Raw genomic sequence first — 16203 nt, forward strand, 5'->3', positions numbered from 1 at the left:
AACATTGCCTCTACTTAGCAATTATCACCTTTTCTTTCTGCCAAAATATCTCTAGCAGTCTCGGCAATATTAGCAGGTAAAGATTTAAGTGGATTACGATCTTCTTTTATAATCAATTGACTAAGAGCAGGAACTATTGATACTAGTGACGGGTAATAGAAAATGATCAGCATGATTACATGCTGTAGGAAGTTGTTCCAGATAGACATTTCTGGGGCTCTCCTTTCTGAGTGAGCTCGAACCAACTTCTCCAGTACAGATGAATCGCCATAAGCAAGTAAGACAAACTTAATGAGATCATTGCCTTCTCGTTGTGCCCAAAGTGAGTGTTTGCACAGCAATTGATCGATAATATCAACAACATCTAAAGTCTTGCGATCAAGGGGCAACGGATTACCATCATTGATAAGTTTGAAGACGGGATTTCCCTGTTCATTTAATTCTCGCGAGCAAGAAAAGTTCTGCTCATGAGCCAATCGTAATAAAGCACCAAATTCAATAATATCGTCAAACACTGCGGCCGCACCACGATTCTCTGCCCCAACTGCCAGTCGATAGAAATAGGTAAAGAGTACATCCACAAAACGCGTATCTCGATTTTGGGCAACAAAATGATCTGCTGCCGCCTCAATATAAGCAGGATGGCGCATATAGTCAGCATACATCTCATCTAACTGTTGAATAATATGCTGAAGCACCGCAACTTTAGCCTTTTCTGGCAAACGTTCACCAAAGCTAGCTCGATATCTTTTGGTAAGCCGCTGATTATTCCCTAGCCACTCTTCCACATTCACATCGCTGCCAGTGGCTATTTCGGCTGGTCTAATTGTTTGCAATCGCTGATAACTAGCACGATACAGCTGATACAATCTGGCCCGAATATGAGCAAATCTTTTTGCCCATTCGTTTCCTTCAATCGCCACTTTTCTACTAATACCAGATTGAGTTAATATATTCATCAATTCAACCCGAAAATCTTCATTTGCCCTTTCCCCTTGCTGCAAAATGTCCCTCAACACGCCACGCTGCAATACTCTCTTCCGGGAAAAGGCAATAGCACCCAAACGCAACACATCAGCATCGATAACATCCACTCCCTCTTGATAAGATATTTCAAACAGATCGACAATTTTTTCACAAAAGATCAATGGTTCGGCCATAATTACCTTAATACTAATAGTGTAATAATTATTTCTATCGGCTTATTCTGCCTATTCAGTATCTGCTAGTGCACATTCAAAGCCTGTACATAAACCAATGCTATCTGATGACTATCATTAGGAACTGGAAGCCAGGGCATTGGCACATCTACTAATCTCTGTAAGACATAGGTCGCAGCCGCTTTTCGGGTAGGAGTCCACCAATCGAAGGGTAATTCTCTCAAAGCCTCAGGATAATAGGAACAGATATCATGCAAGGCAGCCTGAATATCATGTTGTGCCCTCAATGGGTGTGGCGTAGTCCCTGGTGCTAGAAAACACAAACTCATCTCCTGATGACTAGCTATCTTTGTGTTTAGCACTTCTATCACCAAATCATATCTGGGAGCAACAGCTGAAGCAGTGCGATCTCTATAAAACATGCTATCATTTCTGCCCATAGCAATATCTAATGCACTGGGAATATCTCCCCTGTTTGGTACAGTGAAAGAAACATGCGATTCTAAACCTAAGGTCAGCACAAAGGCTTGCTCTCTTAGTGTTGGATTTCTACTATTGAGCCAAGCACGAATTTGGTTCTCATAAAGATGGGTCCATACCGGAGCAATAGCATTAAAAGGATACGCTGGACGACCACTTTGATTTTGAATAGAAGCACAATAGCTTTCATAATTGGTATCAGTAGGCCCCAAAGTTGGACCAAACTCTCTAAGAAAAGATCTTTGAATACTATTCACCCGCAGAACACGGGAACCCGGGCTTGCAGCCATTTGCGACACCAAAGTTTGCCATTCCTCAGTTACACTTTCAGCAGCCACCACGCGTTCGTTAGCGGCTGTTTGTGACATTTGCTCAAAGATTCTTTCTGTCTGTTGTCGTTGGTTACCACTATCCCTTTGCTCTAAGGCTGAAGCATCACCACTTAACTGCGAAAAAGAATCATAGGTCCGAGCTGACCGAGAAGCTCGACGAGAATATTGAGCTCTACTAGAGACTACTCGTTGGTGATCAACAGCAACAGATGGTAAAACCAAGGCTTTCTTTCTAAGATGGTCAGCTATACCCAGACTCAAGCCCGAGAGAATAATGCCAATAGCAATTCTTTTTGCTCTCTTACTATGTGGTAAAGATGCCTGCTCAGGACTTGGTTTCATTCGTTTTAAAGTGTTACTTAATTTTTTAGAGAAATAAGGTGGTATTAAGAAAATGCAACTTATGCAGAATGGCTAGCAAGTGCCTCCTCCAAAACAGCAACAATCGTTGCCTTAATGTCATCATCCATTTGCATCACAGCATCGCTGATATCCTGAAGCATTTCCTCTTTTATTGTTTCTGCAACTTCATACTGAAAGGCAATTGCCAGCATTTCTCTCAGTCTCAATGGGTCAAATTTTTTACCAGTGATCGCCCGATCTAAAAGTTTTAATGCCCGTGAACTTGGTATACTTAAAACATCTTTACCATACTTAGCTCTATAGTTCTCGAGAATTCCGGTATCCCCTCTCTTTTCATATTTCCGTGGTTCATCATCTATTATTTCCAGAGACCTTTTCATATTGCCTAGCGCCCGATAAAGGCCCTGCCTAGTAGTAGCACATTCCAGCTTTAGACCATAAAGCTCGAGAAATGTTAGTATCGACGCCCGATACGAGACAGCATTAGTAAGATGAACGGCAATAATATTCCAGAACATAGCATTTAACTGGGCACTAGCATGTGAGAAAGCTAGTCTACCCCGTAAGAATTGTTCTGAGCTAAGCTGCGGATAGAGAAGTGGCAATCTGCCTTCTACTTCGGCCACAAAATTGTCAGTAAGAAAACATGATTTCATAAAAGTGCCAAGTCGCCCACTATAATCTGATTTTGGCCAGAAAACAAGCCTACTTAAGGGCAAGACACCTAATTAGTAGCCCTTATTATTGACAAATTCCTCCAGAAGTAGACGTGGAAATAAAGGCCGCTTTTCTGCCAAAGCCTGTTGGTAAAATACAGTTGACGGAGTCAAGCCTGGTAAAGAATTAACTTCAATCAAGATAATATTGCCTGTCTTTACCTCCATAAAAGCATCCAAACGAGCGTATCCAGCAATACCAATTTTATTAGCCAACTTTTTAATGAGATCCTTTGTTTTTTGTAGAACTGACACTTTTATAATATTTGCTGGTGGTGGTGTAATATTAATACCGGTCCCCCCTTGAAACTTCTCCTCTACACTCAGCACTTCTCCTTCAGCAACCGTAATACTGGGATTCAATACTGCCAACTTTCCTTTTTTCCCCACTACGCCTACTGTAATTTCCATCCACCCACTGCGCTTTTGGTACTTCAGCTCATTGCCTTTCACGCGAATCATATCTGTCTCAATAAATTGCTCAAAGAGTAGATCCGTCATAGTGGCTGAAGGAAGCTCAATAATATCAGTCTGATTTTTGAATGTGTGCTTAGGAATAGCATTGGCCCCGATACGAATTAATTCTAGATAACAATACAATTCCTCAGCTGAATACAGATGTACTATCCCTGAAGAGCAGCCATCACTACGCGGCTTCACAATTAGCGTTTTACTTTTTAATTCCTGACCCAACTTTTTCCACAATTGTTTACATTGTTTGACCCTCAGATTTAGCAAATCAGCAACAGCCATAACTTTTTTTTCTGCTGTTTGCACACCAGGAATTGCTAACTTCTTCACCAATTCTCCAGTCGCCCATTTATCCATACATAAAGCTGATACCTTTTTATCTGAACCATTGTAGCTAGTACCAATCATAGTTAATACTGACTGCAAAGTACCGTCTTCGCCCATACCACCATGTAAGGCCAAAAAAACAAAAGGTGCTTGGGCAATAAATTGGTCTAAGGTAAGTCTTTTGGGCAACTCATGAATATCCAAATCCACTTCATCTGAAGCTAAACGCATCTGAACCTTTTTTTCTAAAGTTAAGAGTCTCTCCTGATTCACCGCGGCATTTTCACAATTTGCCTGAATCTCCTCTACTGTATGATTGAGACTAAAAGCATAAGGTAACTGCCAGACATGATTTTCAGTATCCAGTAAGAATGGACTAGGTTGATACCGCTGTGATTCTCGCAGCTTGAGCCAAACATTAGTACCACTCATCAGTGACACTTGTCTTTCCGAAGTCTGACCGCCAAACAATACATGTATCAGCTTCCGCTTTTTCTTGCTTACTTGATGACTTTTTTGGGGAAAAGCAATTTGATAACGAGCACAGGCATGCTTCACAATATGACGTAATACGCCTTTGTGACTTAAACCAATGCGCGACGATTGCTGAAACAAAAAGCTATTTTGTTCCATACCACTAATGGGGTTGAAATCAGAAAACCAAATATTACCGTCATCCATTACCCAGCCATCAAAACGAGCAAAATCTCGCATGCCGAAAAGAGAAAAGAGCTGCTCTGCCTGTACTTGAATCTTTTCGATCATATCCTGACTAAAGCGGGGCGGACAATGATAAGTAACTTGTCTGGTCGGTAAATACTTTTTGCGAAAATCAAAAATTTGATGCTCAGTATAATCTGTCTCAATTTCTGTAGGCAGCACAGCCACTGGTAAGCCAAAACGATTTTGTAAAATAATTACGGTAAATTCATTACCAGTAGCAAATGGTTCAATCACTACACGCGTATCCATTCTTTTACTAAAAATACCCTCTGCTTTCTCCAAAGCTTCTTCTACAGTATTCACGGAAAAAACCCCAATGCTTGATCCACCTGAAGCTGGCTTCACCACAGCTCGCTTAATTTTATACTTAGCAAAGAAATCTTGTAGTAAACGTTTATGATCTTTGTGAAAGATTTTGAGCACTATGGAAGGCAAAGTGAAAAAGCCTTGAGCAGCAATAAACTCATTAGCAATATATTTGTCAAAAACACGCCGACAGACATCACTTTCTGTACCCACAAAAGGAATGTGATGTTTCTCTAAAAACCTTTGTATCGTGCCATCCTCACCAAAGGCACCATGGATAGCAGGGAAAACTATATCGACATTTTGCAAACTTTTAACTAATTCCTTTTCCGAAAGAGCTTTAGCGGTATGATGAAGCTTAAAATCAAAGTCAGAAGGAGTATTGGAATACAATTGAGCACAAGAAATCTGATAAGCATTCTTTTTATGATCAAAGTAAAAAGGCATAATTTCAATATCTTTGGCACTCAAATGATCTAATATCGACCGCGCTGAATTAAGCGATATACCACGTTCGAGCGAAGGGCCACCGCACAAAAGACCAACTTTCATGTGAACAGGCTTAAAGCTATCTGATAGTAGTGAATTTAGACAAAAAAGTCACACTTTGCAGAAAAACCAAGAAAAAGCCAGCAAAAGTAAAACTTTACTGCAAAAGCTAGAAGCTCACAACAACTTTACCAGCGCACTTACATCCTGTTATATTCTCGTTACTCAATTGCAATCATGATACAGCAAATTTGTCGGATAACAGGCAAAAGTTTTACCATTTCTGAAAAAGAAGCGCAGTATTGTAAAGAGCACAATATCCCCTTCCCCACACTTTGTCCGGAAGAAAGAAAACATCGCATGTACAGTTTTTCCAATGCTGTTTTTCTCTATACCACCCAATGCGCCTTTTCCGGAAAAAGTATTTTAAGCTGTATTCCTCCAGAAAAAGGTTTTACTATTTATGACATCGAGATTTGGCAATCAGACAAATGGGACCCAATAAGTTATGGTAGAGAGATAGATTGGAACCGCCCTTTTCTAGAACAAATGGCAGAATTACAAAGGGCTGTGCCTGTGCCTAATTTAATTGTCGATAAAGCCAGTATCGAGAACAGTGACTATTGCAATGGTGTTGGCTACATCAAAAACTGTTATTTGCTGATTATCGGCTCAGAAAATGAAGAGTGTTATTTTTCTTCCGGCCTCATTCGCTGCAAGAATGTAATAGATACAGTTTGGGGAACAGATTGTGAGCTTTGTTATGATAGTTATCACATTACCAATTGTTACAATGTTCGTCACGCTGAGCAAAGTGCTAATTGCTCAGACTCAAGCTTTCTCTATAATTGCCGTGGTTTAAAAAATTGTTTTGGCTGCATCAATCTGAGGAATAAAGAATACTGTTGGTATAATGAACAAAAGACCGAAGCTGAATTCAGAAAGCTGAAAGCTGAATTTAAATCAGGTAGCTTCCAAGCAGTAGCAGAAGAAAAGCAAAAATTTGCCAAGTTTAAGAAGCAATTTCCTATTAAATATATATTAGGTAGTCAGAATGAAAATTCTACGGGAGATGAATTGAATAATACCCAGAATTGTCAGGACTGCTATTTCGTGAATAAATCGCAAGATATTGAGCATGGAGTACAATTGAATGTCGCTAAAGATAGTATTGATTTTCTAGGCTTCGGTAATAATGCTGAGCTGATTTATCGTTGTATGAGTGTCGGTCAAAACGCTTATAATATTAAGTTTTGCTTGCACACTTGGAATAATATTCGGGATTTAGAATATTGTATTTATACTGCTGGCTCTAGCAATTGCTTCGGTTGTATAGGATTGAAGCGTAAGGAATATTGCATTCTCAATAAACAATATAGTAAGGAAGAATACTTCGATCTAACTGCGAAAATAAGAGAGCATATGAGAAAAAACAATACATATGGTGAGTTTTTTCCACCCAGCATGAGCTATTGTCATTACAACGAATCCGAAGGAATGACTTATTGTCCCCTAACCAGAGAAGAAGCCTCAGCTCGAGGCTTTTCTTGGGCAGAAGAAAAACTTACAGTGCCGCCTACTCACTCTGATTTACCTGACAACATTGCACAAGCCACTGATGAAGTCTTAACAAAGGCACATGCATGTATAAAAACCGGTAAACCATATCGCTTAATCAAACAAGAATTAGATACCTATCGTGAGCGCAAAATTCCTCTACCACAAGTAGCACCCTTAGAAAGAATCAAAGAAAAGCTATACCGCAATAAAATACTGCCTTTGAAGAATATTCAATGTTGTAAGTGTGGAATAAGTTTAACTAGCGTGCATAATCCAGCAGAAGAATTAGTTTATTGCGAGCAGTGTTTTGAGAATAGCCTGAGCTGAAATCTCCCCCCTTCATCTTGAGATGAAAGTTTAAAAGCTAGAATCTAAAATCTAAATTAAAGCGGCGAGTATCGAAAGACCTTCCAGCATATAGTTGGAAGTGTTATGAATATTCAATCAAAGAAGCTGGCTTACTTGCTTTCGTCAAAGCACATTATTTACCGAGACCAGAAACGGCAGGATCCTTCCCATCGATAACACTCGGGGCAGGCACCTGCGCTGCGCTTTGTTTAGGATGAAAAGCAGGTAGATAAATGACGAACATCGGGACAAGCCTCAAAGAATTCTTGTTACTTCTAATAAATACATATACTCTTCTTCCGTCTCTAAATTCGTAACTTGGAATTTTATGCAATGCCGTCAATGCCAAGCTCATTATTTAGTTAGCAGTGAAGATCTCGCATTTTATGAAAGCATGTCACCAACTTTTGCTGGCAAAAAGTATCCTATACCTAACCCGACACTTTGCCCTCCATGCCGCCGCCAGAGAAGACTTTCCTTTCGTAATGAAAACAAACTCTACTCTAGAAAATGTGATCAATGCCAAAAAGACATTATTTCTATTTACTCGCCAGATAAAGAACAAGCTGTCTATTGTATGAAGTGCTGGTGGTCAGAAAAGCATGTACCCACTGACTTTGGCCGCGATTATGATTTTAACCGACCTTTTTTTGTCCAATTAACTGAATTATTGAAAAAGACTCCCCTCCCTAATCTAATCGCTACTCCTGATGCTGAAGAAAGCAATTGCGCTTATGTGAATTGTGCTGGTCACAACAATAATTGTTATATGATCTTTGATGCTGACCATAGTGAAGATTCTCTCTATAGCAATGCTATCAAGGCCAGCAAAAATACGATTGATTGCTCTTATATCCAGATGTCTGAGCTTTGTTATCAATGTGTAGATTGTACACAATGTTACAATCTCCTTTATAGCCAAGATTGTGCCAATTGTCGCGACAGTTATTTTTTGAAAAATTGCATTAGCTGTAATCATTGTATTCTCTGTGTCAATTTACAGCATAAAGAATATTGCATTATGAATCAGCAATATTCAAAAGAAGACTATGAACAATATGTAGCAAAGCTCAACTTGGGTAATCGTGATAGCATTCCTGCTTTATACGCAAAGCTCAAAGGTTTCGCCAAAGAGCACGCCAACAAGTTTTTTCATGGCCATCAAGCAGAAAATAGCAGTGGAGACTATCTATATAATGTCAAAAATTGCAGACACTGCTTCATGACTACTAAAGGTGAAGATCTCACCTACTGTGACTCCTTAATTGATGCTCGTCATTCTTGTGATATTTCTTCTTTCGGTGAGAATATGGAGCGCTGCTATGAATCAAATGCAATCGGCGACAATGTCTATGAAGTGTTTTTTTCTCAACTATGCGCTGGTAATATACGTAATGTCTATTTCAATTTAGGTTCGAGAAACAGCCATGACTGTTTTGGCTGTATCGCACTTAAGAGCAATGAATACTGCATTCTGAACAAACAATATAGCAAAGACGACTATGAAAAAATGGTGGCACGAATCATTGAACATATGTTGAGTACTGGTGGCTGGGGTGAAGGATTACCAATGTTTATGTCACCTTTTGGTTATAATGAAAGCATGGCCAATATATTTTTCCCCTTAACAAAAGAAGCAGCAAGCAAATTAGGCGCTAAATGGAAAGATGAAGTAGCTAATACTTCCTCTGCAGCACCAGTTACTGTGCCCGCTGATATTAAAGTAGTTACTGATACAATTATTAACGAAGTACTCACCTGCAGCAGCTGTCAGAAAAAGTACAAATTGGTAAAACAGGAATTACAATACTATCGAGACCACAATGTACCAGTGCCGATAAATTGCTTTGATTGCCGTTATCGTATGCGTTTAAGCATGCGAAATCCACAAAAACTTTGGGATAGTCACTGTCAAAAATGTGGCGTTAATTTTGAAACTAGTTATGATCCAGCCAAGGAAGATCTGGTATATTGTGAAAAGTGCTACTTGGAAAATGTACATTAAGGGCATTGGCTTAAGCAAGAATTGTTGGTATCATTAGATGATACACAAATTAAAATCACCGTATGGCACTTGAGAATGTTGGTCATAGACCAAATGATAGCGGAGAACAGAGTTTAAAATTACAGCCAGAACTTCGAGCAATAAATGCTGAGATTAGAGCCCAAGCTGCAGATGCACTTACAACAGCCCGAAGTGAATTGGCCCGAATGATTGGGGAAGGAGGCCCCTCTTCTCAACGAGACCGAGTAGGCTCTGGCACTGATCTGCGTGCAACTCCAATGACAGATGCAGAGTTGGCAAGCATGGCGAAAGCATGGTTTTTAGAACGATATATTCCACTACGTGACAATACCACTAGAACAGCAACCTTAGAACAACTTCCTGACGCAATCCTGCCTTTATTAGAACGATTCATTGCTGCTCAGACCCCATCTAGTGGCACAAAAGATCGCATTGTATCAGCTAGTGATATGGCTAGAACGGCAACAAAGCTAACCTTAGCCTTGAAGAAAGATGTGGGAGAGCTAATGGGAGAGGACCAACAACGACAGGCAAGAATCTCGAGACATCTCCGAGAAGTAGTAGACTATCAAATCACAACTGATAGCAAAAAAGAAGTTTCCCTAGCTTTCGAGCGATTAAATAAACTATTGGGCAAACTAAAAGTATCAGCTCCCGAGATGGCTCAAAGACAGAAAATATTGCTTAGTCTCTTTCCTACTATTAATGATTTTAAAGGTATTATTTCACGCCTAGAAAAGCTTGCTCCAGAATCGGCTGAATACAAAGCAGCAGTAGCGACAGAGATTGAGCAATTAATGTCCATTTTACTGCCGAAGTTATATCTATTGGCTGCTACAAACAGCACAGGGAAAAAGCTCTTGGAAGACAATGGCAAGGGCTATTCTGTATCACAATATATAGAATCTATAGCTAAACATTTAGCTTTGGCTATTTTTCATGCACCCAAAACGGATGAATTAGATATTATTGAGATACCAGAAGCCTCAGATGAAGAACCCAAGCCGCGACAAATTCGAAGCCACCTTCGTGCACCAACAATGACTGGCCCTGTTTATACCCCACCAATACCACCGGAGGCCTTAAAAACAGGTAATGCTCATAATAAGAAAGTTGACCGAGCCGCAACCATATCAGGACCTATATATAAGGCACCTCCACCACTTCCGCCCGAAGCCTTGAAGCAACAGGGCAGACTACAGCCAACACAAAAATTACCAACTTACCAAGCAATCGTTGCTCAAGCTGGTCATCTAACAAATACCCCAATTATTAGAGCAACTCCGCCAGCTCTCGGACGAACACCAGTTAAACGTAATCGCTCAGCCATTGCCGCAACAGCAGTAGCGGCAGCGGCAGCATTTGCTGCGATAGGACGCACTCCTCACTCTACTCCCTCACAAGCCGCTGAACATTCCACCGTAACTAGACCAATACAAAGTTTAGCGCCGACACCTCCACCAAGTACTCCTGATATGGCATTTACACCTGAAAATTCTCCAAGCTCCAGTACTTTTCCTGAAGTTGCCTTCAACAGTCCTATTGCTATGGAGTTACGCAAAAGCTTAGAAGCAAGAGCAGCGGAAGAATATCTTGCGCATTGGATTGATCCTAATAGACCAGATCGTCTTCGTCTCCGAGAAAGCATTCGCTTATTACGTGATGGTGTAATACACAAAATGTTAGCTGAACATCCGCGTATCGCAAATTTGCACTCTAGTCGCAATGGACACCCTTTGACACTAAAAATTGAACACACTGACACTCCTGGCGTATTTTTCATTAAAGTGAAAGATATGAGTAATAATAGCGAAGTATTTTCTGAAGAAGTGGTCATTAATGTCAGCCCAACAGAATTAGTGGCTCAGAGAATGCGCTTTGAAGCAAATCAAGCTGCCCAGCAAAGAGCAAGACAACCTAATATAGATCTTTTTCGATAGCGTTTAACCGCTTTTCTATCCAGAGCTGATATACTATGCTTCATATAGTACTCAGCTCTTTTTGATATGCCATCTTGCTCCCAATGCAGTGTTAGCTTCACCATCAGCGAATATGACAAAAAGTTCTATACTCAATTTATTTCTTGTCCCCAAAAAACGATTATTCCTCAGCCGGAAGCTTGTCCAGATTGTCGTAGACAAAGAAGATTAGCTTTTCGCAATGAAAGTAATTTGTACCAAAGAAAATGCGATCTCTGTAAAAAAGAGATAATCAGTATCTACTCGGCCAAAAAGGAGTTTCCAGTATATTGCAGTTCTTGTTTTTGGAGTGATCAGTGGACACCTTTTACCTATGGCAAAGAATTCGACTTTTTTCGTCCTTTCTTTGAACAATTTAAAGAACTTTTTGATGCTGTGCCAAAGTTAAGCTTGATTTTAGCTGACAATGAAAATAGTGAATACAATAATAGCTGTGCCAATCTCAAGAATTGTTATTTATGTTTTGATGGCGGTTTCGCTCAAGACTGTTACTATGGCGAAACATTCGATTATGTTCGGAATTGCGTAAACTTTTTGTGCTTACAACATTGCGAGCTTTGTTTTGCATGTATTAATTGTAGTAATTGCTATCATCTTTTCTATTCTCATTTCTGCCAAAATTGTTCAGATTCTTATTTTCTGCTTGATTGTATTGGCTGTAAAAATTGTTTCGGCTGCGCGAATCTCAAACAAAAGGAATATTGTTGGTTTAATGAACAACTGACCAAAGAAGAATTCGAAATGCGCAGTGCGAAGTTAGAAATGGGAAGCTTCAAAGCAGTAGAAGAGATGCACCAAAAAGTACTGGAATTTTGGCGGTCACAGCCTAAAAGAGCCTATCGAGGCAACATGAGTGAAAATGTCACCGGAGATAATATCAACAATTGCACGAATAGCTTTGCTAATTTTGATTGTAATAATTTACAAGATTGCAATTATTGTAATCAGGTGGTACTACCGGCCAAAGATTGTCAGGATATAGACAAATGGGGAGACAATATAGAATTGTGCTATAACAGTTCCGGAGTTGGTAACGGTGGCCAAAATGTAATAGCCAGTTACTATAGTGCATTCAATGCTAGTAATATATTCCATTCAGCTTACTGCTGGTTTAGCTGTAGTAACTTGTTTGGCTGTGTGGGGCTCAATAGACAAAAACAATACTGCATTTTGAACAAGCAATACTCTCAGGAAGCATATGAGAAGCTCATTAAGCAGATTATAGAGCACATGCAAATAAGTAAGGAGTGGACTGAATTTTTTCCTCCTCAACTATCTGCTTTTGGTTACAATGAATCCGTAGCTCAAGAATACTATCCCCTCAATAAGGATCAGGCCCTAGCTCAAGGCTTCAAATGGTCTGATGAAGAGCAAAACTTAGCACTACCCCACAACTCACAGTCAGCCGCAAATTTAGCAGACAATATCAAAGATGTTACGGATGACATCCTCAACACAGCTGTTATTTGTAAGGAAACGCAAAAGTTGTTTCGCATCACCAAAGCCGAATTACAATTTTATCGTGCTCATAATATTCCATTACCCCGTACCCATCCCAAGATACGCAATGCGTTTTTAAAAGCACAAAAGAATCCTCGCAAACTTTGGCAAAGACGGTGTGACAAATGTGGGCAAGAAATCAGCAGCAGCTATTCTCCTAATAGAAAAGAATTAGTATATTGCGAAAAATGTTACACAGCAGAATTTTAGAAGTAATTGCAGCTTCACCCATGTTAAAAGCGCTACACAGAATATTTAGTAAAAACAAGCACAATTACTTTCTAGAAAATACCAAGTTCACCCCTTTGGCAGAAGTGACCATATTCATTGCTATCATTTCTGCTCTCTTTGCGGGCATTTATATCCTAGAGTTTTTCTTTCAATTGAGTACATTGATTCAATTTCTTTCTGATATTGCCAGCCCAATCAAGATTTCACCAGTAGAGGAATTAGGTAGCACGTCACGACATATCAATAGTCTTTTCTTCATTAATATCAGCCTTTATTTAGGCTGGTTATTTTTTGCCTATCAAAATCTTTACTCATTAGGATTCAAAACTACTAGCACACCAAGAAATGTAGTGCTAGAGAATCTCATCCCAGTAATTAATTTGCGAGGAATATATGTATATTTAAAAGAGATCTGGCTAAACACAGTAGATAGTACACAATGGGTACTAATTAAAGCATGGTGGTTTACTGCATTACTTCTAACGGCATTAAAACTAATTGGCGGTTTCAATGCTCTCAAAGTATTGAGAACACTATCCAACTATGAGACTCAACATCTCGAAAGATATTATGAGATCGTAACCATGTTGGTACTCAGCTGTACAATACTATTACTATCTGCATTATTCTTTGTTATTACAATCAGAATTGTAATCAAAGTAACAACATTACAAAGAAAGCGATCTCAAGTACCAAACCTACCAGTAAGCCTCGACACAAACACTATTACCGATAAAAAGTTAGCAAACAAAAAATCATTATCAATTATCAGTAAAATTATATTCTTAGTCATTGCACTACTTATTTTGACTCCCTTGCTCATTGCTTTTCACATGGTGTTTCAAGCTCTATCAGAAAAAGCTATTAGTCAATTCTAAGTAATAATTATGGAAAAAATCTGTAAAATCACCGGCAAGCCTTTTACTATCTCCAAGGCCGAACAGGAATATTGTCGAAGTAATGACCTTCCTCTTCCTACTATTGCTCCTTATGAGCGCTTGCGACAAATGTTTTACTTTTATAATCCGAGCTTTCTTTATAATGGAATATGTTCTTTCTCTGGCAAGCCCATGCTCAGTATTGTCCCTCCTGATAAGGGATTCAAAGTGTACGATATTGGCACTTGGATGGATGATACCGCTTGGGATCCTATGAGTTATGGTCGAGATTTTGATTTTTCGCGACCATTTTTTGCCCAGTTTGCCGAACTTATGAAAGAAGTTCCTATTCCTAGCCGTTCCGTTGTTCTTTCCACCATGGAAAACAGCGACTATACCAATGGTGTCAGTCAGGTAAAAAATTGTTATTTAATCTTCGATTGTGATGTGGGCGAAGATTGTTATTTCTCCTATCAAATGCAACGAGTAAAAAACATCATTGATTCCATTAATGTCCGGGACTCGGAGCTTTGTTATGGCTGCAAACACATTAAAGACTGCTATAATTTACGATTTTGTGAAAATTGCGTCCATTGCTCCGATGCTACTTTTCTTTTTAATTGCCGCAATGTCCGTAACTCTTATGGATCTACAAATTTAAGTAATAAAGAATATTGTTGGTTCAATGAACAATTAACTAAAGAAGAGTTCGAAATACGCAGCGCGAAACTGAATTTGGGAAGTAGAAAGGAGTTAACACGAGCAAGGGAAGAGTTTGAGATCTTTAAAAAGGCTGCTTTCCTCAAAGCCGTGAATGGTCAATCTAATGAGAATTGTAGCGGTGATTATCTTAATGAATGCAAAAAGTGTACTGACACTTTTTTCTCAACCCAAGCTGAAGACTGTGAATACTGTGTCCAAGCAAATGGTGGCAAAAATTGTTATTTTTATACCACCTTCGGAAACAATGTTGAATTGGTCTACAACAGTGCTGTCTGTGGCCACAATGTCTACAATGTAAAATTTTGCTTAGGCAGCTTTGTCAATGTCCGAGATCTTGAATACTGCATGCATGTTGGCTTTGGTGCCAATAATTGTTTTGGCTGTATCGGTTTAAGAAAAAAACAGTATTGCATCTTCAATAAACAGTATCCAAAAGAAGCATACTTTGAACTGTTAAAACGCATCAAGAACCATATGGTACTCACTGGTGAGTATGGTCAATTTTTCCCCTCAGAACTCTCCCCTTTCCACTACAATAAATCTGAAGCGTCGCTTTTCTTTCCACTCACTCGAGAAGAAGCCTTGGCGAGAGAACTGAGCTGGGAAGATGAAATCATTGAAGAGTTTTCTACTGATTACATCATTCCCGATGACATTCGTGAAGTACCAGACAGCATACTTGAGCAAACTCTTAAATGTAGTGTTAGCGGTAAAAAGTATCGTATTATCAAACAAGAATTAGCGCTTTATCGCCATTGGCAAGTACCAATTCCGCTTATTGCTCCATTAGAAAGAATTAAGATTTCTTGCCAAGCCTTACGTCTACAAACAATAATTGAAAGACCTTGCTCACACTGCCATAAATCAATTAGAACTGCTTATAACAATCCTGAACAGAGTGTTCTTTGTGAAGAGTGCTATTCTAAGGCAATGATCTAACAATTCTCCCCACAACTATAGTCAGTCTAATAACCTTCTAGCAGCAGTGAGATAAGCTTCACTATTTCTTCTAAAACCAACTTTAATGATAAACACCTCCACCTGTTGTTCCTTCACAGAATAAATCACTCGATAATCTCCCACCTTTAGTGCCCACATATTTTTCAAACCATACTTTAATGACTTGCCATAGTGCTTAGGAGCAAAAGGCAGCTTTTTCATAATAGCTTTAAATATTCTCTTTTGGGTGGTCTTATCTAAAACACTTAAATCTTCTTTCCATACTAACTCATGAAAAGTAATCTGGTATTGCATAATCAAGAAAAGATAAGAGCCTGCATTTGCTCAGCAGAGATTTTCTTTCCCTTCTTTTTTAATCTTTCCTTGGCTAGTATGGCCAGAATAATATCCTCTAACACTTCAAGCTTCTTTTCTTTTTGTTCATAACTTTCAAAGCTTTCCATCACCCCAATAGGTTTTCCTTTTTGAGTCACTATTACTCTTTTCCCCTCAAGAGCCTTAAAAACCTTCCCCCCTTCACTTCGTAATTCACTAGTACCAACAATCACCGCACCATCTGTTGTATACATACTAATACAGTTAAATATACAATTAGTATTATAGCACAAACGTTGACCGTAACATAATTACC

Annotated in this window: 12 protein-coding genes; 6 read left to right on the forward strand and 6 right to left on the reverse strand. The window is 39.2% G+C overall.

All coding sequences use genetic code 11. From position 1 onward, the window contains the following. Positions 1 to 14 precede the first annotated feature (14 nt). The 4 genes from HY817_04110 to HY817_04125 form a co-directional block, all read right to left on the reverse strand. The gene (locus HY817_04110) at positions 15 to 1160 is read right to left on the reverse strand and encodes a hypothetical protein (protein MBI4836415.1); all 1146 of its coding nucleotides are present in this window, start codon (positions 1158 to 1160) and stop codon (positions 15 to 17) included. 65 nt (positions 1161 to 1225) lie between these two features. After that, positions 1226 to 2314, reverse strand: coding sequence for a hypothetical protein (locus HY817_04115; GenBank protein MBI4836416.1), 1089 nt, complete (start codon positions 2312 to 2314; stop codon positions 1226 to 1228). A 59-nt stretch (positions 2315 to 2373) separates the two neighbouring features. Further along, positions 2374 to 2991, reverse strand: coding sequence for a hypothetical protein (locus HY817_04120; protein ID MBI4836417.1), 618 nt, complete (start codon positions 2989 to 2991; stop codon positions 2374 to 2376). Positions 2992 to 3063: 72 nt separating this feature from the next. Then, a complete protein-coding gene (locus HY817_04125) occupies positions 3064 to 5430 on the reverse strand; it encodes a hypothetical protein (protein MBI4836418.1) in 2367 nt (788 codons plus the stop codon). 174 nt (positions 5431 to 5604) lie between these two features. Between HY817_04125 and HY817_04130 the strand changes: the two genes are divergently transcribed. The 6 genes from HY817_04130 (at position 5605) to HY817_04155 (ending at position 15551) form a co-directional block, all read left to right on the forward strand. Then, positions 5605 to 7254, forward strand: coding sequence for a hypothetical protein (locus tag HY817_04130; protein MBI4836419.1), 1650 nt, complete (start codon positions 5605 to 5607; stop codon positions 7252 to 7254). A gap of 349 nt (positions 7255 to 7603) precedes the next feature. Beyond that, positions 7604 to 9280: a hypothetical protein gene (locus HY817_04135; protein MBI4836420.1), complete on the forward strand. Its 1677-nt coding sequence runs from the start codon at positions 7604 to 7606 to the stop codon at positions 9278 to 9280. A gap of 62 nt (positions 9281 to 9342) precedes the next feature. Next, complete coding sequence (locus tag HY817_04140) at positions 9343 to 11241, forward strand: hypothetical protein (GenBank protein ID MBI4836421.1); 1899 nt, start codon at positions 9343 to 9345, stop codon at positions 11239 to 11241. 66 nt (positions 11242 to 11307) lie between these two features. Next, positions 11308 to 12990, forward strand: coding sequence for a hypothetical protein (locus HY817_04145; GenBank protein MBI4836422.1), 1683 nt, complete (start codon positions 11308 to 11310; stop codon positions 12988 to 12990). Then, positions 12969 to 13889, forward strand: a complete 921-nt coding sequence (locus HY817_04150; protein ID MBI4836423.1) for a DUF4328 domain-containing protein — start codon at positions 12969 to 12971, stop codon at positions 13887 to 13889. Before HY817_04145 ends, HY817_04150 begins: the two co-directional genes overlap by 22 nt. A 9-nt stretch (positions 13890 to 13898) precedes the next feature. Next, entirely contained in the window at positions 13899 to 15551 is a 1653-nt protein-coding gene (locus HY817_04155) for a hypothetical protein (GenBank protein ID MBI4836424.1), read from the forward strand. 21 nt (positions 15552 to 15572) lie between these two features. On the opposite strand, the gene HY817_04160 is transcribed toward HY817_04155, so the two are convergent. Both HY817_04160 and HY817_04165 read right to left on the reverse strand, forming a co-directional pair. After that, positions 15573 to 15866, reverse strand: a complete 294-nt coding sequence (locus HY817_04160; GenBank protein MBI4836425.1) for a type II toxin-antitoxin system RelE/ParE family toxin — start codon at positions 15864 to 15866, stop codon at positions 15573 to 15575. A gap of 2 nt (positions 15867 to 15868) precedes the next feature. Then, positions 15869 to 16141: a type II toxin-antitoxin system Phd/YefM family antitoxin gene (locus tag HY817_04165; GenBank protein MBI4836426.1), complete on the reverse strand. Its 273-nt coding sequence runs from the start codon at positions 16139 to 16141 to the stop codon at positions 15869 to 15871. Positions 16142 to 16203 lie beyond the last annotated feature (62 nt).

It is taken from the genome of Candidatus Abawacabacteria bacterium (genome assembly GCA_016207805.1).
Taxonomy (GTDB): Bacteria; Patescibacteriota; Gracilibacteria; order RBG-16-42-10; family RBG-16-42-10; genus JACQZO01.

Excerpts from the sequence above, each read along its gene's own strand:
- HY817_04110 (MBI4836415.1), bottom strand. The coding sequence starts at position 1,160 with ATGGCCGAACCATTGATCTTTTGTGAAAAAATTGTCGATCTGTTTGAA.
- HY817_04115 (MBI4836416.1), bottom strand. The coding sequence starts at position 2,314 with ATGAAACCAAGTCCTGAGCAGGCATCTTTACCACATAGTAAGAGAGCA.
- HY817_04120 (MBI4836417.1), bottom strand. The coding sequence starts at position 2,991 with ATGAAATCATGTTTTCTTACTGACAATTTTGTGGCCGAAGTAGAAGGC.
- HY817_04125 (MBI4836418.1), bottom strand. The coding sequence starts at position 5,430 with ATGAAAGTTGGTCTTTTGTGCGGTGGCCCTTCGCTCGAACGTGGTATA.
- HY817_04130 (MBI4836419.1), top strand. The coding sequence starts at position 5,605 with ATGATACAGCAAATTTGTCGGATAACAGGCAAAAGTTTTACCATTTCT.
- HY817_04135 (MBI4836420.1), top strand. The coding sequence starts at position 7,604 with ATGCAATGCCGTCAATGCCAAGCTCATTATTTAGTTAGCAGTGAAGAT.
- HY817_04140 (MBI4836421.1), top strand. The coding sequence starts at position 9,343 with ATGGCACTTGAGAATGTTGGTCATAGACCAAATGATAGCGGAGAACAG.
- HY817_04145 (MBI4836422.1), top strand. The coding sequence starts at position 11,308 with ATGCCATCTTGCTCCCAATGCAGTGTTAGCTTCACCATCAGCGAATAT.
- HY817_04150 (MBI4836423.1), top strand. The coding sequence starts at position 12,969 with ATGTTACACAGCAGAATTTTAGAAGTAATTGCAGCTTCACCCATGTTA.
- HY817_04155 (MBI4836424.1), top strand. The coding sequence starts at position 13,899 with ATGGAAAAAATCTGTAAAATCACCGGCAAGCCTTTTACTATCTCCAAG.
- HY817_04160 (MBI4836425.1), bottom strand. The coding sequence starts at position 15,866 with ATGCAATACCAGATTACTTTTCATGAGTTAGTATGGAAAGAAGATTTA.
- HY817_04165 (MBI4836426.1), bottom strand. The coding sequence starts at position 16,141 with ATGTATACAACAGATGGTGCGGTGATTGTTGGTACTAGTGAATTACGA.